17 protein-coding genes are annotated in these 19,983 nt (G+C 39.4%); all 17 read left to right on the top strand.

Going from position 1 to position 19,983, the window contains the following annotated elements:
- Nucleotides 1-822: 822 nt before the first annotated feature.
- The 17 genes from A2536_00165 (at nt 823) to A2536_00085 (ending at nt 19,934) form a co-directional block, all read left to right on the top strand.
- Entirely contained in the window at nt 823-1,905 is a 1,083-nt protein-coding gene (locus tag A2536_00165; GenBank protein OGF47939.1) for a hypothetical protein, read from the top strand.
- Entirely contained in the window at nt 1,902-4,523 is a 2,622-nt protein-coding gene (locus tag A2536_00160) for a hypothetical protein (protein OGF47937.1), read from the top strand. Before A2536_00165 ends, A2536_00160 begins: the two co-directional genes overlap by 4 nt.
- A gap of 432 nt (nt 4,524-4,955) precedes the next feature.
- A complete protein-coding gene (locus A2536_00155; protein OGF47938.1) occupies nt 4,956-5,573 on the top strand; it encodes a hypothetical protein in 618 nt (205 codons plus the stop codon).
- On the top strand, nt 5,570-6,568 hold the full coding sequence (locus A2536_00150; protein ID OGF47936.1) for a tryptophan--tRNA ligase: 999 nt from the start codon (nt 5,570-5,572) through the stop codon (nt 6,566-6,568). Before A2536_00155 ends, A2536_00150 begins: the two co-directional genes overlap by 4 nt.
- Complete coding sequence (locus A2536_00145) at nt 6,561-7,277, top strand: hypothetical protein (GenBank protein OGF47935.1); 717 nt, start codon at nt 6,561-6,563, stop codon at nt 7,275-7,277. The genes A2536_00150 and A2536_00145 overlap by 8 nt, the downstream gene beginning before the upstream one ends.
- Before the next feature lie 31 nt (nt 7,278-7,308).
- On the top strand, nt 7,309-7,854 hold the full coding sequence (locus A2536_00140) for an SMC-Scp complex subunit ScpB (protein ID OGF47934.1): 546 nt from the start codon (nt 7,309-7,311) through the stop codon (nt 7,852-7,854).
- Nucleotides 7,847-8,647 (top strand): hypothetical protein, encoded by an 801-nt coding sequence (locus A2536_00135; protein OGF47933.1) that lies wholly within the window; start codon nt 7,847-7,849, stop codon nt 8,645-8,647. The genes A2536_00140 and A2536_00135 overlap by 8 nt, the downstream gene beginning before the upstream one ends.
- Nucleotides 8,648-8,688: 41 nt before the next feature.
- Nucleotides 8,689-9,486 (top strand): hypothetical protein, encoded by a 798-nt coding sequence (locus tag A2536_00130; GenBank protein ID OGF47932.1) that lies wholly within the window; start codon nt 8,689-8,691, stop codon nt 9,484-9,486.
- Nucleotides 9,486-10,553: a prephenate dehydratase gene (locus tag A2536_00125; protein OGF47931.1), complete on the top strand. Its 1,068-nt coding sequence runs from the start codon at nt 9,486-9,488 to the stop codon at nt 10,551-10,553. Before A2536_00130 ends, A2536_00125 begins: the two co-directional genes overlap by 1 nt.
- Nucleotides 10,554-10,789: 236 nt before the next feature.
- Nucleotides 10,790-11,590 carry a hypothetical protein gene (locus A2536_00120; GenBank protein OGF47930.1) on the top strand — a complete coding sequence of 267 codons (801 nt, stop codon included), beginning with the start codon at nt 10,790-10,792 and terminating at the stop codon, nt 11,588-11,590.
- A gap of 174 nt (nt 11,591-11,764) precedes the next feature.
- A complete protein-coding gene (locus A2536_00115) occupies nt 11,765-12,211 on the top strand; it encodes a type II 3-dehydroquinate dehydratase (protein ID OGF47929.1) in 447 nt (148 codons plus the stop codon).
- A gap of 5 nt (nt 12,212-12,216) precedes the next feature.
- Nucleotides 12,217-15,372: a hypothetical protein gene (locus A2536_00110; GenBank protein OGF47928.1), complete on the top strand. Its 3,156-nt coding sequence runs from the start codon at nt 12,217-12,219 to the stop codon at nt 15,370-15,372.
- Complete coding sequence (locus A2536_00105) at nt 15,369-16,325, top strand: hypothetical protein (protein OGF47927.1); 957 nt, start codon at nt 15,369-15,371, stop codon at nt 16,323-16,325. The genes A2536_00110 and A2536_00105 overlap by 4 nt, the downstream gene beginning before the upstream one ends.
- Nucleotides 16,313-17,314 carry a hypothetical protein gene (locus A2536_00100; protein OGF47926.1) on the top strand — a complete coding sequence of 334 codons (1,002 nt, stop codon included), beginning with the start codon at nt 16,313-16,315 and terminating at the stop codon, nt 17,312-17,314. The genes A2536_00105 and A2536_00100 overlap by 13 nt, the downstream gene beginning before the upstream one ends.
- 67 nt (nt 17,315-17,381) lie before the next feature.
- The gene (locus tag A2536_00095; GenBank protein OGF47925.1) at nt 17,382-17,768 is read left to right on the top strand and encodes a hypothetical protein; all 387 of its coding nucleotides are present in this window, start codon (nt 17,382-17,384) and stop codon (nt 17,766-17,768) included.
- Between the two features lie 70 nt (nt 17,769-17,838).
- Nucleotides 17,839-18,168, top strand: a complete 330-nt coding sequence (locus A2536_00090) for a hypothetical protein (GenBank protein ID OGF47924.1) — start codon at nt 17,839-17,841, stop codon at nt 18,166-18,168.
- Nucleotides 18,165-19,934 (top strand): hypothetical protein, encoded by a 1,770-nt coding sequence (locus A2536_00085; GenBank protein OGF47923.1) that lies wholly within the window; start codon nt 18,165-18,167, stop codon nt 19,932-19,934. Before A2536_00090 ends, A2536_00085 begins: the two co-directional genes overlap by 4 nt.
- The last annotated feature ends 49 nt before the right edge of the window (nt 19,935-19,983 follow it).

Below are 19,983 nucleotides of genomic sequence, written 5' to 3'. Positions count from 1 at the left end.
GTATAATTATTAACACGGGTCACAAAAGAATAAAATCCTTGATTTTTCAGTGCAAAAGTTATGGCTTAATTTGCTTGTTGCGGAATCGCTGCCCCCCACCTTTACAAATCGCAAAAATTGAGTTATAATGTACTTATGAATAATGCGATTTATATAAACATAGTGCTCTTCGTAATAATCATTGTACTTATTGCTATAATCCTCAAATACCGGAGAAAAGATAAAGATAAAATAACGGAGACTATAGATTCCGTTATTGATTTTGGCGGAAAGCTGGTTTCTTCTATACCGGAAACGGGGCAAGACCTCATTTCTATGATCAGAAATACAATCTCGGAAGACAAAATACCTCTTACCTCTATTTTTGATATAAGTAAGGGTGTAGTTTCTCAGATGACCCTTCAGGAATTAATGGATCTTATCGTGAGTGTTACCTCGAGGCTTCTTGATACGGAAGTCTGCTCGCTTATGTTGTTGGATCCGGAAAAAAAAGAGCTTAAGATATTTTCTGCAAAAGGGCTTTCAGAAGAGATAACAAAAAAAACCATCCTAAAACTGGGAGAGGGTATTGCAGGGCGTGTTGCAGAGTCAAATGAACCTTTGTTTGTCCCTGATATCAGCAAAGATCCCAGATTTAAAGGCACCGGAAATCCTATTTATAACGGTAAATGTCTAATAAGTGTTCCTCTTACGGTAAAAGATAAAGTTATCGGTGTTATTAATGTTAACAGTAAGACAAAATCCCAGAAGTTCAATGAGGATGATCTTTACTGCCTGATGATTATAGCTACTCAAGCGGCCATTGCTATTGATAATGCAAGGATGTACAGGGAGGTAACGGATAAACTAAAAGCCCTGACGACTCTTTTGGAAATAAGCAAGGAAGTTGCGTCCATGAAAGAGCTTGGTTATGTGCTCCAGCTCATTGTTGATAAAGCCAAAGAGATAATGGATGTAGAGGTTTGCTCTCTCAGGCTTCTTGATGAAGATGGCGATACCTTGAGGATAAGGGCTTCGGTAGGATTGAGCGAGGAGTTTGTAAAAAAAGTTTCTAAAATTAAAGTCGGTCAGGGGATAAACGGTAATGTGGTAAAAGAAGGAAAACCGATTGCAATCTCAAATGTGCTTGAGGATAAAAGATATCTTTCAACGATTGCGGCTCAAAAAGAGGGTATTATAAGCCAGCTTTCAGTACCCATTGCTCTTAAAGAAAAAATTATCGGAACTCTGACAATTTATAAAAATATTGAGCATGTGTTTATGCAGGAAGAGATTAACCTTCTTTCCACCTTCGCGGCTGAGTGCGCGGTGGCAATAGAAAATACCAGGCTTTACGAGAATTTAAATAAAAGTTATTTTGAGACCATTCAAACGCTTGCTCTGACAATAGAAGCCAGAGATCCTTATACAAAGGGTCACTCCGACAGGGTTACCCAGTATGCGCTTGATATTGCAAAAGTTATGGGATTGTCGGAAGCAGAGATCACTACTATTAGATATGCGGGAAAACTGCATGATATAGGTAAAATTGCAATAAAGGATGATATACTTTCCAAACAGGGGCCGCTTACCACTGCGGAAAGAGCTGAGGTAAAACTTCATTCGGATAAAGGAGCTCAAATACTGGGTCCGCTTGAATTTATGAAAGGGATCTCAACTTTCATCAGGGGACATCATGAAAGATTTGACGGCGGCGGGTATCCTGACGGGATAAAACAGGAAGAGATACCTCTTATAGCAAGAATTCTCTCGGTGGCAGATTCCTATGACGCTATGACTTCTGACAGGCCTTATAGAAAAGGCATGGAACAAAATATTGCGGTAGTGGAACTTGAAAAAAATTCCGGTTCTCAATTCGATCCCGATATAGTTAATGCTTTTATAAAGGTTCTTGGTAATAAGTGAGAATCATCACTACCCATACTAATGCTGATTTTGACGCCCTCGCCTCTCTGGTTGCCGCACAAAAACTCTATCCCGATGCCGTCATGGTATTTCCCGGAAACGCAGAGAAGAAGGTTAATGAATATCTCGCCCTTTATAGCAATGAATTTAAAGTCTATAAGGTTAAAGATATCGACCTCAATGAAGTTGACGATCTTATAGTCGTTGATACTAAGGCAAAGAAGCGCATCGGTGAACTGGTTAAAATCCTGAATAATAAAAATCTTAAGGTAACTATCTGGGATCATCACCCTGAAGGGGAAGATGATATTTCCGGAGAGGAGATAATGAAAAACGTCAGGGTCGGTTGCGCTATTACAAAGTTCCTTCTCAAATTCAAAGAAGAAAAAATAGCCATAAGCGAGACTGAGGCGACACTTTATGCCATAGCCCTTTATGAAGAAACGGGTTCCTTCGAATTTTTGACGGTTACTCCTCTTGATTTTCAGATGATGGCGTACCTTATAGAGTGCGGCGCAAAAATTAATATTGCGAGAGATTTTCTTAAAGAAGGTTTTTCGGCCGAACAGGATGCGCTCTTTCGTAAACTTCTTAATTCTATTGAAACCTATGACGTAAAGAGTCTGCCTGTTCGTATTGCGGTTACTGAGATGGACAGGTTTGTAAAGGATATTGCGCTGGTGGTGCATAAGCTTCGTGATATGGGAAATCTGGACTGCATTTTTGTTATTGTAAAGCTGCCCGAGCGTATTCACCTTGTGTGCAGGTCTTCACTTGATGAAATAAATGCAGGTGAAATAATGAAGGAGTTTGGGGGCGGGGGTCATAAAGTAGCTGCTTCCGCAACGCTTAAGGAAGGTACTCTTTTTGATGTAAAAGAAAAGCTTCTTCGAATTCTCCGCGAAAAGACCAGGCCTTTTATGATTGCGTCAGACATCATGAGTAATCCGGTATTAACCATTAAATCTGATGTAACCGTAGAAGAAGCAAGGAAAATAATGCTTCGCTTTAATCACAGTTCGCTTCCTGTCGCAGAGGGTAATATCCTGATGGGTATTGTTTCAATCTCGGATCTTGATAAAGCAATACAACATAAGCTTAATGATGCGGAAGTATCCGGTTATATGTGTACAAATGTTAAAACTGTAGGTCCGGAAACAGCCGTATCAGATATTCAAAAACTTATGATAGACGAAGGTGTCGGGAAGATCCCTGTTATAGACAGCAGTTTAATAATAAAAGGTATTGTGACCAGAACAGATGTTCTTAGAAGCCTTAACAAAGATATTATGAAAGATAAAATTATCCAGATAGAGAAAAAACTGGAAAGCGCTGATCCGCACTTGCATAATGTAAAAGATCTTATGGAGAAAAGACTGGGAGGAAAAGTCTACAGTCTGCTTCAGGAGATAGGAAAACTCGCAGATAAAGAAAAATGTAAGGTTTATGTGGTCGGCGGCTTTGTGAGAGATCTTCTTTTGAACATTGAGAACTTTGACATGGATATTGTTATCGAAGGTGATGGAATAGGTTTTGCTTCTGTTCTGGCAAAGAAATTGAACGCGGATATAAAAAAACATAAAAAATTTGGCACGGCCGTACTTAATTTACCCGGCGGGTTTAAAATAGATGTCGCAACAGCCAGGGTGGAATTTTATGCGTATCCGGCGAGTGCTCCTACCGTTGAATTTTCCAAGATTAAATATGACCTTTACAGGCGCGATTTTACCATTAATGCCATGGCAATTGAATTAAACCGCCAGGATTTTGGCATGCTGGTTGATTTCTTCGGCGCGCAGAAGGACTTACAGGAAAAGCAGATAAAGGTTATGCATAATATGAGTTTTGTGGAAGACCCGACCAGGATCTTTCGGGCAATCCGTTTCGAACAACGGTACGGGTTTAAGATGGAAGAAAGCTCCATGAATTTTTTGGATAATGCTCTTGATCTGGAAATGTTCGACCAGCTTGCCACTTATAAAATGAAAGATGAACTGGTGCTTATTCTAAGCGAGGACCTTCCTTTAAAAGCCATTGACAGGATGAGAGAACTTGATGTGCTGAAATATATTCACCCCGGTATTAAAGTAACTCCCGCGAAAAAACATATTTTCAGGGAGATTACCAATAGTTTTACGGTGGAAGTTCTTTTTCTTGATGATCCTGTTGACAGATGGCTTGTGAATTTTCTTGCGCTTGTAGATGATCTTAATCTGGACCAGATCACCCACATTTGCGAAAAATTTAAGTTATCTTCTAAGGTTATAGCCCAGCTTTCACAGATAAGGACCGGGGAAAAAGAAATACTCCGTATTCTGGAAAAAGTAAAGATGAAGAATAGCGAGGTGTATAATCTGCTTTTTAAAGTCTCTTACGAAGGTCTGTTATTTTACATGTCAAAATCCAAATCCATGCGCGCCAGACAAAGAATTCACCTGTATTTATCTTCCTTATACAAAATAAAGGTAGATGTGACAGGTGAAGATTTAAAAGCCTACGGCATAAAACCCGGTCCTGTTTATAAAGAAATATTCAAAGAGCTCTTAAACCTGAAGCTGGACGGCACGATAAAGACACGGGCGGAAGAACTTGAACTTGTAAAAAAGTACAAGTTCTAAGTTTTTAAGGTTTTTAAAGTTTGTAAGGTGTTATAAGGTTTAGAATCGTTGTAGGATTATTTATTGTGTAGGCGGTTTTGAAAACCACTGGCGTAAGCTTGCGGATTATCTTAGTTTTCTTCCTCTCTGGGGAGACGGGATATGATTTTGCTAGATTTAATACCACCTCTTAAAAAGACTTTATCCCGCTGATATATATCCTATCGGGAAAAGCTTTGCTTACAAACCTTAAAAACCTTACAAACTTTATAAACTGGAACGTGTGTCTGCCAATAGCTGCATTTTCACAAATAACCTTATAGATTAGTATTTTCCATTGTATTTATTGGTAGAACTATGCTTTTGACATAACCGGAAAACTGTGTTAAAATACGTTAATTATTATGCTTTTGTAGAAAGGAGTTTCTCTTGTTTGATGGCGGCTATATTCAGATGAAATTGATACTTTTGCCTGTGATTTTATTGGCTTTAACTACTCATGAATTTGCGCATGCATATGTTGCCTACCTCAGGGGGGACGGGACTGCAAAGGCGATGGGAAGAATGACTCTTAATCCCTGGCCGCATATTGATATTCTTGGTTTAATCTGTTTGATTTTTACATTTTTTGGGTGGGCAAAACCGGTTCCTATTAATCCTGCTAATTTCAAGGATCCAAAAGTAGATGAAATACTTGTTTCTCTTGCGGGAGTTACCGCAAATCTTATTCAAGCGCTTTTCTTCGGCTTAATAATCCGCTTTGTTGATTTAACCGTATTTGGCAGTTATGCTTCCATTGTACATTCAATGCTTGTTATGTCTGTGGCAATAAATTGCGGTCTTGCTATATTTAACCTTATCCCCATTCCGCCTCTTGACGGTTCGCATGTGCTCAAAGAACTGCTGCCTTCCTCTCTGTCAATAAAATATGTTATGTTTTTTGCTAATCGGACGATTGGTTTTATTGTACTTATTTCATTACTTCTTTTACTAAACAGCGGGCTTAGCGTGATTTTAACTATACCGATAACCTTTCTTGTTCGAATATTTTCGGGAGTTACCTTGTTATGACCGGGCAAAAGAAAACCATATTAAGCGGGATGAGGCCTACGGGCAAGCTTCACATCGGGCATTTGCTCGGAGTGCTTAATAACTGGGTTTCTTTGCAGGATGAGTATCACTGTTACTTTGAAGTAGCAGACTGGCATGCGCTGACGAGCGAGTTCGCAAATACTAAAGCAATGTCGGAAAACATAAAAGAAATGGTCACAGACTGGCTGGCGGCTGGGCTTGATCCGGAAAAATCAGTCATGTTTGTTCAATCACAGATAATCGAGCATGCCGAGCTTCATCTGCTGCTTTCCATGATAACGCCTCTTCCGTGGCTGGAAAGATGTCCTACTTATAAAGAGCAGATAAACGAGATTAAGGATAAGGATCTTTCAAATTATGGTTTTCTCGGCTACCCGGTACTACAGGCGGCTGATATTTTGATATATAAGGCAAACGTAGTTCCGATAGGTCAGGATCAGCTGCCCCATCTGGAGCTCACCCGGGAGATTTGCCGCAGGTTTAATAATATCTACGGCAGAGTTTTTCCTGAACCTATGCACTTATTTACCAAAGTACCGAAACTTCTCGGAACTGACGGCAGGAAGATGAGCAAATCGTATAATAATGCTGTTTTTATTTCTGATTCAAAGGAAGAGTACACTAAAAAAATAAAGTCGGCTTTTACGGATCCTCTGAAGATGCGTAAAAATGATCCAGGACATCCGGATGGTTGTCCTATCTTTATGCTGCAGAATATCTACAGCTATGAAGAGACTGTCGGGATCAGGAAGGATTGTGAATCCGGAGCTTTGGGTTGTGTAGACTGCAAAAAGATATTGCTGGATAATCTTTCAAAAGAGATGGAACCGATACAGGAAAAACGGAGTAAGATCATTTCTAAAAAAGGTTATGCCGAAGAAGTCCTCCGCGAAGGCACCAAAAAAGCAGATACTGTTGCAAAAAAGAATATGGCGGAAGTCAGAGAATCGGTATTCGGGAAAAACTATGTTTAATATAGTTTCTAAGACATATGAGGGGCCTTTTGAAGTTCTTTTAATGCTTGTAAAAGATGACGAACTTGATGTTAACCGTGTTTCGGTTTTGGATATAGTTAAAAGTTTTTCGACTAAGAATATCAATGAAGGCAGTGATTTTATTGCAGGCGCGGCTAACCTAATATACATGAAATCCGAAGCCCTGCTTCCCAAAGAAGAAGAGGTGTTGACGGAAGAAGATATAGACTTGCAAAAACTTCTGGAGCAGTACCGGAGGTTTAAGGCTGTTGCGGGTACGCTGGAACAAAGGGAAACGAAACAAAGAGATATCTTCTTCAAAGATGTCGATTACTCCGGAGAGTTTGCGGAAGAACAGGTGGTTGAAGTCACGCTCTATGACCTGATGTCCTGTTTTAAGAGCGTCCTGGCCTACCTTCCCAAAGACGAAATTATGTCTATTTCTAGGGAGGGTATTACGGTTGTCCAGAAGACCAACGAGCTTCTGGAAGAGCTGGAGAACGCGGACCGTATAATGTTCGTGGATTTCCTTAAGAAACAGCCGACTAAAGAACATATGATTGCTGCTTTTCTGGCTATGCTTGAACTTATAAGGCTCGGGCTTATCTCCTGCAAACAGAACGTTATCACGCATGAGATATTTGTTATGAAAAAGAAGCAGATTGTTTTCAACGCGGATGAACTTAGAGACGGGGAAGTCGCAGGTTAAAAAAATATCGAATTTGAAGGCGGGAGATTAAATGGACGGTAATTTCGCAAGATCGATAATAGAGGCGCTTCTTTTTGTCGCAGATGAACCGCTATCGACAAAGGCCATTAAGGCTGTCCTTGATGAATTAAAAGAGGATGAAATAAGAAAGCATATTGCCGATCTGGCGCTGGAGTACGAGACTACCGGCCGGGCTTATGCTGTTACGGAAATAGCCGAAGGCTTTCAGATTGTTACGCGCCCGCAATTTGCGGAGTGGATAAAAAAAATGTATAAGAGCAAGCTGACTCACCGCCTTTCAAAACCGGCGCTTGAGACTCTTGCCATTATTGCATATCGTCAACCTGTTACAAAAATTGAAATTGAGTCAATAAGAGGTGTAAGCGCGGAAGGTGTTATAGATACCCTGCTCGAAAGAGATCTCATTGCCATTAAAGGCCGTAAGGATGTGGTAGGCAGGCCTTTGTTGTACGGGACTACCAAAGAGTATTTACGGTACTTTGGTTTAAAAGACCTGACAGAAATGCCGAAGATAGAAGAACTTATCGGAAAAATGGGGGAAGAATCAGATGTCTGAAGATTATTCCGAGCGAAGAAAACATAGGCGTATAAAGCTTGAATTTGAAGTTAGTTTAACCATAAAAGAGACCGGCAAGGTTTTTAAGGGAACGACAATGAACTTAAGTGCGGGAGGCATGTCTGTTATTCTTGATGAATTTATTCCTCTGGGGAAAAATCTTCTTTTATCTTTTAAAGTTCAAAGTGGTCTTGCTTTTAGCGGTATATCTGCAAAGGTGGTCAGATCCAGCGATATTGATGACAGATTTATATACGGTCTGGAATTTCTCAATATGCCTAAAGAAGGTATGGAGAATATTAACAGCATTGCCGATGTGATATTTTTTATAAAAAAGATAAAGTTGTTTTCCATTATAACGGATGAGGAAGCTCTTTTTTTAAAGAATGTAGGTACGGATGTTGATTACGCTGAAGGGGCCATTATCTTTAACGAAGGTGCCGATGGGGATGCTTTTTACGCAGTGATAAACGGGAAAGTAAGGATTAGTAAAAAATCAAATATTGATGATACCAATGAAGAAGTTCTGGCGCTTATCCGGGAAGGAGAGTTTTTCGGTGAAATGGCGCTCTTTGATGAAGGATTGCGTACTGCTAATGCGGCGGCGCATACAAGCTGTAAACTCTTTACTATTACAGCGGATCAGTTTAATGAACTTATAAAAACAAATCATAAGCTGGCAATTAAAGTTCTTCTTGGCTTTATCCGGACGCTTTCAAAAAGATTAAAATCCATGAATCAGGAGATGGTGGATTTGCTGTTCAGTGAAGCAGCTTTAAATGATATGAAATAGTATTATTAAAAAACTGGGGAAACAACACGGAGGGCAGATCTATGCAGGAGAGAAGAAAATTTAGCAGAATAAATATCAGGGTTTCTGTAGGGGTAATGGTAAGAGATCTTGGAGACAGGGTATTTATAGGAACTCTTACTAATATCGGATCGGAAGGTATTGGATTGCTTATAAATACTTTTCTTCCTCAAGGGACAACATTATTTATTAACTTTGAGCTGCAGGAAGGGCTGAAGATTGACGGTATAGAAGGTCAGGTTATCCGTTCCCGCGAAGCAGAAGACAAGTTTTTTTCTGCCGTCCGCTTTATTACGCTGGATGCTGAGTTAAAGAGAAAACTGGAGATTTACGTGGGTTCGGTTCTGTTTCTGAAAAAAATTAAGCCGTTTAGCACCCTCTCTGATGAAGAGGCCTGGTATATCAGGAAAATAAGCAAAGAGGTTTATTTTAAGGAGGGGCAGAAGGTTTTTGAAGAGGGTACGGAAGGTGATGCGTTTTATATTATGATTAACGGTAAGGTTAAAATAGTTAAGAGAAATCCTCAGGGAAAAGAGGAAACTCTTGCAACGGTTAAAGAAGGGGATTTTTTTGGAGAGATAGCTCTTTTGGATGAAGGCCTAAGATCTGCCGGAGCAGTCGCTTTTGAGAATGCCAGTCTTTTTGTTATTACCAGGGAGGACTTTAAAAAGGTTTTGGATAATAATGATATGCTCTCCCACAAACTTCTTTGGGTTTTTATTCGTACTCTGTCGCACCGCCTCCGGGAGGTAGATAAAGTTATGGCAGATATGTTCTTTACTCCCATAAAAAAGGGCGGCGATCAGGGTGAGGTGAAATAATGAACTTAAAAAAAATCAGGGAAAAAATAGACGGTACGGATAAAAAATTACTTTCCCTGTTAAATATTAGAGCCGGTCTGGCGCTGCAGGTAAAAAAGCATAAATCGGGAGCCGGATATGAGGTTTATGTCCCTGAACGCGAAGCTGCGGTATTTAAGAAAATACTGTCAGGAAATAAAGGACCTTTTCCGGATAATTCTGTAAAAGCGGTTTTTAAGGAGATAGTATCTGCCTCAAGAGCTTTGCAAGCGCCTTTAAAGATTGCCTACTGGGGCCCGGAAGCTACTTTTACCCATCTGGCTGCGATTCGTCATTTTGGCTCTTCCGTAGAGCTTGTAGCAATTAAGAATCTTGCGGATATTTTTGCTGAAGTAGAAAATGGAAGAGCTGATTACGGTGTTATTCCCATTGAAAATTCCACGGAAGGTGTGGTAAATCATACACTTGATATGTTTGTAGATTCAGATCTGAAAATTTGTGCGGAGACCTTGTTGAAGGTTTCTTATAATCTTCTCAGTAAATCTAAAAATCTTTTACAGATTAAGAAGATTTATGCTTTTAATCAGCCTCTGGCGCAATGCCGTAATTGGATTAAGACTAATTTGCCGGAGATAGAAATTGTAGAGGCAAAAAATACAGCCGAGTCTGCCCGTCTTGCGGCTAAAGATAAAAACAGTGCGGCCATAGCAAATTCTTTAGCAGGAGAGCTCTATATCCTAAATTCTCTGGCGGTCCGGATTGAAGATATACCGGATAACTTTACCAGATTTTTAATAATAGGCCGGAAAAATGTGGCAAGAACCGGAAATGACAAAAGCTCTGTGCTTGTTTCTTTGAAAGATAAAGTGGGGGCATTGTATTCCATGCTTTTGCCTTTTAAAAAGTATAAAATCAATCTTACAAGTATTGAGTCGCGTCCTTCAAGAAAGAAAGCGTGGGAATATTTCTTCTTCATTGATATGTCCGGACATGTGGAAGATGCAAATGTAAAGAAAGCGCTGAGTGAGCTCCGGAAGGAATGCCGGTTCTTTAAGGTGCTTGGATCATACCCGGCGGAGAAACAATAAAAGAAAGTACTAATGACTAATGACTATTTAATGAAGGGCGAAATGGAACCTTCGCCGATATAATAGTTTTTAAAAGTATAGGAAAGTATAAAAGAGATTTTACGAGAGCTGATTAGGATTTAGAGCAGACTTTATCAGTGGAATCTTTTTCAATAAATATACGGAAGCTTTATCCGTTACAATAAATAGTCATTAGTCAATAGTACTTAGTAATTACATCTTTCAAAGGAGTTTTTATGATACAAAAAATAGACATACATCTTCATCCGATAGCAGGTGATTCTAAGATGGAAAAGTATCTCCGGATAATGGATAAGCATAATGTTGTCGCCGGTCTTGTTCACGGTTTTCCGGAAGAGGGCTGGGACTGGGGTAAGGATATGCCTAATCCCAATGAAGCTGTTGTTGAAGCCGTAAAAGCCCATCCTCAAAGGTTTTTTGGTACTGTTGCCGTGGATTTTTCGAAAGGGGTTGATAAAGCTCTTGATTTAATAAAGAAGTATGGAGATAAAGGCCTTATAGGCATAAAACTATTTCCGAATGTAGGTTTTGATCCCAATGATGATCAGTATGAACCGATCTGGCAGGAAGTAGAAAAGAGAAAAATGCTTGTATTTTCTCATTGCGGCTGGATCTTGCCAAACAGTAAAAATCCTTCCATGAGATTGGAGTCTGTAGACGGAGCAAGTCCTTTTCATTTTGAAGTGCCTGCCAGAAGGCATGCCGGTATTAATTTTATATTTGCGCACTTTGGCGGGGGCGCGACGTATCTGGAGACGCTTGTTCTTACCTCCAGGCTTAAAAATGCTTTTGCCGATACCTGCCCGGGCTGGGGAAGGTGGGTTTTTGAGAATGATATGCCCGGTTTGAAATCGATGTTCAGGACCCAGTTGATGTACGGGACTGATAACGCCGGAGAACAATATGGTTTGGATGATGATTGGTGGTCCGAAAAACTGACTTCTCTGGGTTTCACTTATGGTGATATCCACTTGTATTTTTACGAGAATGCTAAGAAGATACTAAAAATACAGTAACGAAAATTACCAATGACAAATGACTAGTGACTATTTAAGGTGGGTGATAAAAGCACCGCTGATATTTATTGAAAATAATAAATGTTTTAAAATATTTGGCGGGTATTTTCCCCGCGTTCCTTAAATAGTCGTTAGTCAATAGTACTTAGTCATTATCTTTTAGGAGGGGTTTTTATGAAAAACATACTAGTAATTCACGGGCCGAATCTTAACTTACTCGGTAAGCGGGAGCCGGATGTGTACGGAAAAGTGACTCTCGAATCTATTAATAAAGAACTGAAAGCCCTGGCAAGGAAAAGTAAAGTTGGTATAAAAATATTTCAGACAAATACTGAAGGTGAAATTGTAGATATTATTCAAAAAGAATGTGAATCCTGGGCGGATGCAATGGTCATTAATCCTGCTGCCTACACTCATACAAGTGTGGCTATAAGAGAAGCCATATCTGCCGTAAAGATCTCGGCAGTTGAAGTCCATCTTTCCAATATATTTAAGCGTGAAGAATTCAGGCATAAATCCTATATTTCTCCTGTTTCCGCCGGAGGAATATTTGGTTTTGGAAAAGACAGTTATATTCTTGGATTCCTTGCGGCTGTAAATATATCTAAAACCAAAAGGTAAATAAAGTGGGCAAGCTTCTGCGATGGGCAATTTTTATTCTTTTGTTTTTTGTCCCGCTTTGTTCTCCTGAGTGGTTCCCGTACCTTAATTTGATTTACCCGGTCCTTGTTTTGTTCTTTTATTTTATATTTATCATAGACCGGTTCTTTGTAACAAAGGAAAGTTATACCTCTTCTCCAATGAATTTCCCTGTATTGTTTCTTTCTGCTGCATTTGTTTTTGCCGCTCTTTTTTCAAAGACTGTTCCTTTTAATGTGATGAACATTCAACTTATTTATTTTCTGGCTATCTTTCTTGTTTCTTTAAATATTTTTAGTTCTCCTGTTGACAGAAAAAAAGCAGCTTTTGCCGTACTTGGCGGCGCAGTATTTACGGCTATTTATGCTTTTTATCAGAAATTTACGGGACTTTCTGATATGGCTGTTTACCTTGATAAGAATAAGGACATTGTTTCCAATCCCAGAGTATATGAAGAATTTCTTAAAAATATAGGCGCCGGAAGAGTTTTTTCCACCTTTCTAAATGCGAATGTTTTTGCAGGCTATATTGCAATGGTCTTACCTGTTGCTTTGGGGATTTTTCTTTCCGAAGCAGGTAAAGGAGCCTCTGCAAACAACGGCAAAAGTCTGTTGACAAAAATAGGTGTGGGGTTTATTGTGGTCATTTTAACGGCATCCCTTGCTCTGACCTCTTCTGTCGGAGGAATGCTTGCTGTTTTATTTTCTCTTTTAGTCTTTCTTTTGTCCGTGATCAAAGAAAAGAAAAAGGTGCTTCTGGCAGCAGGTGCTTTATCTGCTGCTTTTTTCGCGGCGGTATTATTTCTTCGGCCTGATATTTTAGATTTTTCAAATATGGATAATTCTGTTCTTAACCGGTTTGGTTATTTCAGTGAAGCTGTTAAAATGTTCATGAAAAACCCGGTTCTGGGGAGCGGAGTAAACACCTACGGGTCTCTGGCCGCAGGCGGGGTTAAATATCCGCACAACTGGTATCTGCAGACTCTTGTCGAGACAGGGGTTTTAGGTTTTGGAGCACTGCTTATTTTTGTTTGCGTCATGGTAAGAGAAAGTATCAGAACTTTAAAAAGAATGGAAGGAAGAAAGAAGCTTGTCTTTGCCGGTTTATTTGCAGGATTTTGCGGCTTCCTCTTCCATAATCTTTTAGATATAGACAGTAACCTCTGGCAGAATTCTTTGACCGCCTTTGCGCTGGCAGGAATTACCGCTGCCGGTTTTAAGTCCGGTACCAAAACAAAAAATAATCCGGTTATTCTTCCTGTAATATCCGGATACTTGAGCCGTAATTATTTCCGTATATTTTCTATAGTTCTGCTGTCGGTTTCCATAATACTTTCTGCAAGCCGTTTTGAAAATGAAGCCCTGATAATATTTGTGTTTTTAAGCGCGTTTCTTTTTCTTTCGTTTGTTTCTTTGAGCAATACGTATATCAGGACAAAATTAGATATTTTTGTAATTGCCCTGCTTTTCACCTGTTTCATTTCCTTAGTGGTTTCAGTAAACAGATTTGTTTCTTTTCGGGCTGTATATTTACTGCTCGGATGCGTGATGGTCTATTATTCCGCGGTTAATAGTATAAGTAAAGCCAAAGATATCGGTTATTTTTCTTTCTTTACGGGGCTGGTATGTTTGTTTGTTTCTGTTGCCGGGATTTCTCAATATATATGGTTCAAAGCGGACAGAGTAGATGCTTTTTTCCCTAATCCGAACTTTCTCGGCGGATTTCTTGCGGCGGGAATCGGGTTCCTTTTATATGATATCCTGAGTAAAAAAGGAACAATTCGAATATTCTATGCAGTAAGCGCGGTACTTTCTTTCATTTGCCTTCTTTTAACAAAGTCCCGGGGCGCTTTATTGGCGTTCGGAATAATTTTAGTATTCTTTCTGTTTGCTCTGATAATATTAAAGAAAAAGAAAATAGTGAAAGAACCGGTTAGATTTTGGACCACAGTCAGCATACTGGTTGTGATTGGGATCTTAATAACTCCCCTTAACCCTGTAGTTAAAAGGGCCGCCAGGGACGGAGTATATGACGATGCAGCGTATTCCAGAGGTAAAATAGCAGTAAGCGCTTTTAAGCTGTTTAAAGACAGGCCTTTTCTTGGTTATGGGCTTAATACCTTTAAAGATATTGCACCCAAATACCGGTTTCCCGAGGGTGGAACTATAGGTAACTACACCAGGGTCGCTCATCATGCGCATAATGAATATCTGCAGACAATGGCAGAGCTCGGAGTTTTGGGGGCGGGTTTAATTTTAGTCTTTCTTTTTGTACTTGTGAACAGGTTTATAACTATTATAAAAAATACAAAGGACAAGGGAAAAATATTTACGGCTTGCGCTGTTTTTACTTCTCTTACAGGTTTATTTGCCCATGCTCTGGTTGATTTTAATTTTCATTGTCTGCCGACCCTGATATTCTTTGTTCTTCTTACGGGTGTGCTCTTTTCCGGATACTTTACATCAAAGAAAGCTCTTGCTGCAGAAAAACCAAATTATTTTAAATTTAAAATATTTGCTGCGCTTCTGGTTTCAATATTTATGCTTCTGGCAGGGATGTCGTATCTTTCCGTATATTTTTACAAGATGGAACCTTCAAATGCCGGGGAATTTGAGAGGAATATGAAGCTGTCAATGTTTTTAAACCCCGTGTTTGCGGACAGTTACGCCGGGCTGGGGAAATTATATGCAGGCGGTTACTTGAATACAAAGGACAAAAAGTTGTTCTTTGAAGCGGAAAAGAATTTTAAACAGGCGGCAAAAAATAATCCGGCAAATCCGGAGTTCAACAGAGAACTTGGGCTGTTTTATTTTTATGCAGGTTACCCGTCTCTGGCTTTGCAGGAGTACGCTGCTGCAATCCAAAAAAGTCCTTTTGATGTGTTTTTTAAGTCCGAAGTTGCAAGGATCTGCTATTTTGAGGGCAGGTATGAACATGCAAAAAAATATGCCGGAGAAGCCGTAAGCCTTGAACCAAATTACGCAGGCGGGCATTGGGCGCTTTACGAAATATATATGAAGCAGAAAAATACTAAGGCAGCCGGCCGGGAGAAAGAAAAAGCGCTGGAAATAAATAAAAAGTACCGGAGCCTTGCAACCATTACCTATGAGAGAAATCTGGTTTTTCTGGGCGGTGAAAGATGAAAGTAACCGCGGTGATAATAAATCATAATGGCGCTGAGTTTCTGGAAAAGTGCGTAAATTCAGTGACGGCGCAAGTGCTAAAAACGTTTGAAATTATAATAATTGACTCTTTTTCTTCGGATGATTCAGCGGAGATACTCGCAAAATACGGCGAATTTAACATTAAAAAGCTAAGTAAAAATATAGGCTTTGCAGCTGCGGCAAATATAGGAATAAGGGAGAGCTCCGGGGATCACGTACTTATTATGAATTCCGATACTTGCTTGAAAAATGATTTTCTGGAAAAACTTTGCGGGACGGCTGAAAAACTTGACGGTACTTACGGAATGTTCTCCGGAAAGCTTCTCAGGATGCAGGATGAGAATTTAGTAGATTCAGCAGGACAGTTCATAAGGCGTACTCTCCGACCGATAGAGAGAAATTACGGCAAGGCTGACAAGGCGTATCCTGCCGGGGATTGTTTTTTCCCCTGCGGCGCTGTAATGCTTTTGAAAAGAGAGATGCTTGAAAGCGTAAAATTTGAAGAAGAGTACTTTGATGAGGATTTCTTCATGTATTTTGAGGATTTTGACATGGGACTACGGGCAAATGCGACGGGGTGGAGATGTTACTACGAGTCTAAAGCGGTTGCAACTCACTTTAGAGGAGGAAGTGACGGGAAGAAGGGCAGCAAGATTTTTCTATTCAGGAAAAAGAGCCTTGAACTTAAACGGCATCTCCTGGCAAACAGATACCTGGTGCTGGCCAAAAATGCACCGGCAGGTTTGATAATTCGAAATCTTCCGTTTATTATTCTATATGAACTATTATTTTGGATTTATCTTATTATATTTGATATAAGAGTAATACCGGGAATGAAGAAATACTTTAAACTTCGCAATCGGATGAGAGAAAAGGGGAAGGTAGTCAGAACAAAAATTATGAAATCGGAGATCAAGAAATGGATTATTTAGATTACTTTATAGTATTTGCCGGTGCTTTTATTCTTTCCATGGGATTTGTCCCGTTAGCCGCTTATTTCGCAAGGAAATACGGGATCATGGATAAACCCGATAATGAGCTTAAAAAGCACGGCAAGGCAATTCCTTATCTTGGCGGTGCTGCAATATTCCTGGCATTCTTTATCACCCTGGTGATAAATCAGCTGGTAGAACATCATAGTCTGCGCGGTTTAGTGGGACTTATTATGGCAGGGAGTTTGATATTTGTTCTGGGAGTTGTAGATGATATCAAAAAACTTTCTGTACCTCTTAAGTTTAGTGTTCAGATCCTTGCCGCCGTAACGCTTATAATCTTCGGAATAAAGGTACAGTTTTTGGAGAACGAATTACTGAATGCCGTGCTGACAATTATATGGGTGGTTGGAGTGACGAATGCTTTTAACCTGCTTGATATAATGGACGGACTTTCTTCCGGAATAGCAGTTATTGCCGCGCTTACCTTTTTTGTGCTCGGGGTGGACGCAGGTAAACTATTTTCTCCGCTTGCATCTCTGGCCCTGGCGGGATCCTGTGTCGGATTTTTATATTATAATTTTCCTCCTGCAAAGATATTCATGGGGGATGCCGGCAGTCTTTTTATCGGCTTTATGCTCGCGGCATTTTCTCTGACAGAAAGTTATACCAATGTGAATAATCTTGCTGTTCTCACTCCGGTAATAATCCTAGGGGTGCCGATATTTGATACACTCTTTGTAATGTTGATGAGGGCCAAACAGGGAAAACCTGTTTATTTCGGAAGCCCGGATCATTTTCCTCTGCGCTTGAAGCGCTCCGGTATGTCAGGTAGAAGGGTACTCACAATAGTCTACTCTGTTGGTTTTATTCTGGCTATAGTTGCGTATGTATCGACAAAGCTTCCTGTTTTCCACGCAGGAATACTTTATACTCTGGTATTTGCCTTCGCTATATTTGCAGGAGTCAAATTGAGCCGGATGAAGTAAGTGTCCTAAGTTAATAAAGTTTGTAAGGTTTTTAAGGTTTGTAAAGTAAAAGATAAAAAAGGTGAAAATGGATAATATTTTTGCTATTTCTTTATTTTTAATTGAAATTTTATTAATAATACTTGTTCAATTTTCAATGCGCTATACCTATGAAATTACCGAAAATACTCTAAATATCAGGTCTCGAATATTGTTTTTTGTCCCTTTGTTAAGAATGAACATTAATCTGGGTGAAATTAGTGAGTTGCGAAAAATTAGTGCATTGAAATTATTTACATTCGGAGAGAGAGATTGGAACTATGTTTATTATTCTAAGGTAAAAAAGTCAGGAATTGAAATAGTGCTTAAAAAGGGCTCTTGGAAGCATCCAAAATATATGTTCATTACACCTGATGATCGTGATGTATTTATGGAAATAGTCAAAACAAAGAACCCCGATATTAATATAAGTTAATCCTTCTTGTGTGTTCTTGACAATAACCATAAAGTATGGTAATATTACCATATAGTATGGTGGAGGGTGTATGTTGAAGCCTATATTTGGGAATGATGTTGTTGAGAAAATTCTATTTTATATGTATTACTGTAAAAAGGCTTATGCAAGCAAGCTTGCAAATGTTTATGACATCAGAATAAATGGAATACAACAGCAATTGACGCGTCTTGAACAGGGCGGAATCCTTGTAAGTGTTTTAGTCGGCAGAACCAGAATGTATGAGTTAAACCCCAGATATCCTTTTGCCAAAGAATTGATTATTTTAATAAAAAAAGCTTCAGAGTTCCTTCCTGAAGGATATGCTGATAAATATTATATGGAAAGAAATAGGCCCCGCCAAAAAGGAAAACCGTTATGAATAATAATTGGGCAACAATGAAAGTAAAAGATGTAGCGGTTGTTGTCCAGGGGACTTTAAGTAAATATGGTATAGATTCGACTCTTGTTGGGGGTGCTTGTGTTGAAATATACTCCAATAATAAATACTCTTCAGGAGATATTGATATAGTTTCTGACTGGCCGCTTGGGGAAATTGAGAATGCTTTAACGGAAATAGGTTTCAAGAGAAAAGATAAAACGAGATTCTTTGAAAAAAAAGATTGTGAATATTTTCTCGATTTTGTTCAACCTCCTCTGGCTATAGGAAATGCTCCGGTAAAACAGCTTTCCATTATTAAGACTCGAAAGGGTATGATAAAACTCCTTACACCATCGGATTGTGTTAAAGATAGACTGGCTGCTTATTTTTACTGGGACGATAAACAATCACTGGAGCAGGCTATTCTTGTGGCAAAAACTAAAACTCTTGACTATAAAAGCATCGAGAAATGGGCAAAAGGGGAATCAAACTTAAAAAAGTATCGAGAGTTTATTTCCAGGGCTAAGAAGATTACAAAAACGCGGAATATATGTGTATTCTTGACAGCCGTACTCGGCTGTCTTTTGTGTGTCTCAAATATAGCAGGAGAGACGGGTTCTAAAGACGGCAAAAAAGCTCCCAACGAGTACTGGCAGAAGCAAATAGAAAAATTTGAAAAGAAATATAAGATCACCGTGGATTACAAAAAGCTTTTTTATAACAGCTCCGGCGTAAATGGTGAAAAAGCTCTTGATTCCCAGCTTGCGGTGTATGTTCCAATGCTCATGTCGGAGTTTTCCATTTATCCCCCTGCACTATTTGAAAGTTCAATGATGAAAAAGATAGTCCTTTGCCGGAATATGAAAAATAATGAAAATCAGAGACTGGGGTACGCTCTTTTTATGAGGGGAAATAATGCTTTTTTTCAGAATGTAGGGGAACTAGATACTTTTAACCATATCCGGCTTACGGTGCATCACGAGTTTTTCCATTCCTTGGATGAACTTAAAGGGGAAGAAGAGGAAGAGTGGGAAAAACTAAATCCAAAAGATTTTAAGTATTTCTGCAGGTTCGGAATAGGCGAGGAATTCCTTGACAAAATTGCGAAAGACCGGCAGAACAAAAAGCCTTTTTCCGGTTTTATAACAAGATACTCCCAGGCAAATGCAAAAGAGGATCGCGCGGAGATATTCTGTCATATGGTGTTTTACCCGGAAGTTATAAAGAAAAAGAGCAAAAACGATCCGGTTATTGCGGCAAAGATTAAATATATAAAAGCCCTGCTGAGCAAAATGTGTAAAGAAATGGATGACGGTTTCTGGGAGATGGCGGAGAAACGACAGGTCTGGAAGATGAGCTCTTATTCCAGGGGAGAGTACTATCAGTACATAGGTGATTATAAAAATGCTTTTAAATATTTTAAAAAAGCTGCTGAAGATGATCCGGAAAAACCTGAAACTGATGAGTTTTATACGGAGGAATGGTACAAAAACTCTTCAGAACTAGCAAAGACCCTCTCGGAGTATGAAGTGGGTCAATATTTGTTTGATGACCGGAACGGTGATAATCAGGAAGCCGTTTCCTGGATCAAGAAATCAGCCGGTAAAGGCTATGTTGATGCCCAGATCTTCCTCGGTCAGATGTATGAGGAAGGGTTGAGTGTTAAAAAAGACATAAATGAAGCAAAAAAATGGTACAGTCTTGCCGAAAAACAAGGAAGTAAAAAAGCCTCCGTTTTATTGAATAATCTGCTGTATGAAAAATAATCTTAGTTGTCGAAAATGCTTGTTTGTAACAGACAGGTGTTTTTTTAAA

The organism is Candidatus Firestonebacteria bacterium RIFOXYD2_FULL_39_29, from assembly GCA_001778375.1.
Lineage (GTDB): Bacteria > Oederibacteriota > D2-FULL-39-29 > D2-FULL-39-29 > D2-FULL-39-29 > D2-FULL-39-29.
This window is presented reverse-complemented; position numbering and strand designations above follow the sequence as displayed.

Bases quoted from the DNA above. Each gene is read 5' to 3' on its own strand.
- A2536_00165 (OGF47939.1), top strand. From the start codon at position 823: ATGTACAGGGAGGTAACGGATAAACTAAAAGCCCTGACGACTCTTTTG.
- A2536_00085 (OGF47923.1), top strand. From the start codon at position 18,165: ATGAATAATAATTGGGCAACAATGAAAGTAAAAGATGTAGCGGTTGTT.
- A2536_00150 (OGF47936.1), top strand. From the start codon at position 5,570: ATGACCGGGCAAAAGAAAACCATATTAAGCGGGATGAGGCCTACGGGC.
- A2536_00090 (OGF47924.1), top strand. From the start codon at position 17,839: ATGTTGAAGCCTATATTTGGGAATGATGTTGTTGAGAAAATTCTATTT.
- A2536_00120 (OGF47930.1), top strand. From the start codon at position 10,790: ATGATACAAAAAATAGACATACATCTTCATCCGATAGCAGGTGATTCT.
- A2536_00105 (OGF47927.1), top strand. From the start codon at position 15,369: ATGAAAGTAACCGCGGTGATAATAAATCATAATGGCGCTGAGTTTCTG.
- A2536_00115 (OGF47929.1), top strand. From the start codon at position 11,765: ATGAAAAACATACTAGTAATTCACGGGCCGAATCTTAACTTACTCGGT.
- A2536_00140 (OGF47934.1), top strand. From the start codon at position 7,309: ATGGACGGTAATTTCGCAAGATCGATAATAGAGGCGCTTCTTTTTGTC.
- A2536_00125 (OGF47931.1), top strand. From the start codon at position 9,486: ATGAACTTAAAAAAAATCAGGGAAAAAATAGACGGTACGGATAAAAAA.
- A2536_00155 (OGF47938.1), top strand. From the start codon at position 4,956: ATGAAATTGATACTTTTGCCTGTGATTTTATTGGCTTTAACTACTCAT.
- A2536_00135 (OGF47933.1), top strand. From the start codon at position 7,847: ATGTCTGAAGATTATTCCGAGCGAAGAAAACATAGGCGTATAAAGCTT.
- A2536_00100 (OGF47926.1), top strand. From the start codon at position 16,313: ATGGATTATTTAGATTACTTTATAGTATTTGCCGGTGCTTTTATTCTT.
- A2536_00145 (OGF47935.1), top strand. From the start codon at position 6,561: ATGTTTAATATAGTTTCTAAGACATATGAGGGGCCTTTTGAAGTTCTT.
- A2536_00095 (OGF47925.1), top strand. From the start codon at position 17,382: ATGGATAATATTTTTGCTATTTCTTTATTTTTAATTGAAATTTTATTA.
- A2536_00130 (OGF47932.1), top strand. From the start codon at position 8,689: ATGCAGGAGAGAAGAAAATTTAGCAGAATAAATATCAGGGTTTCTGTA.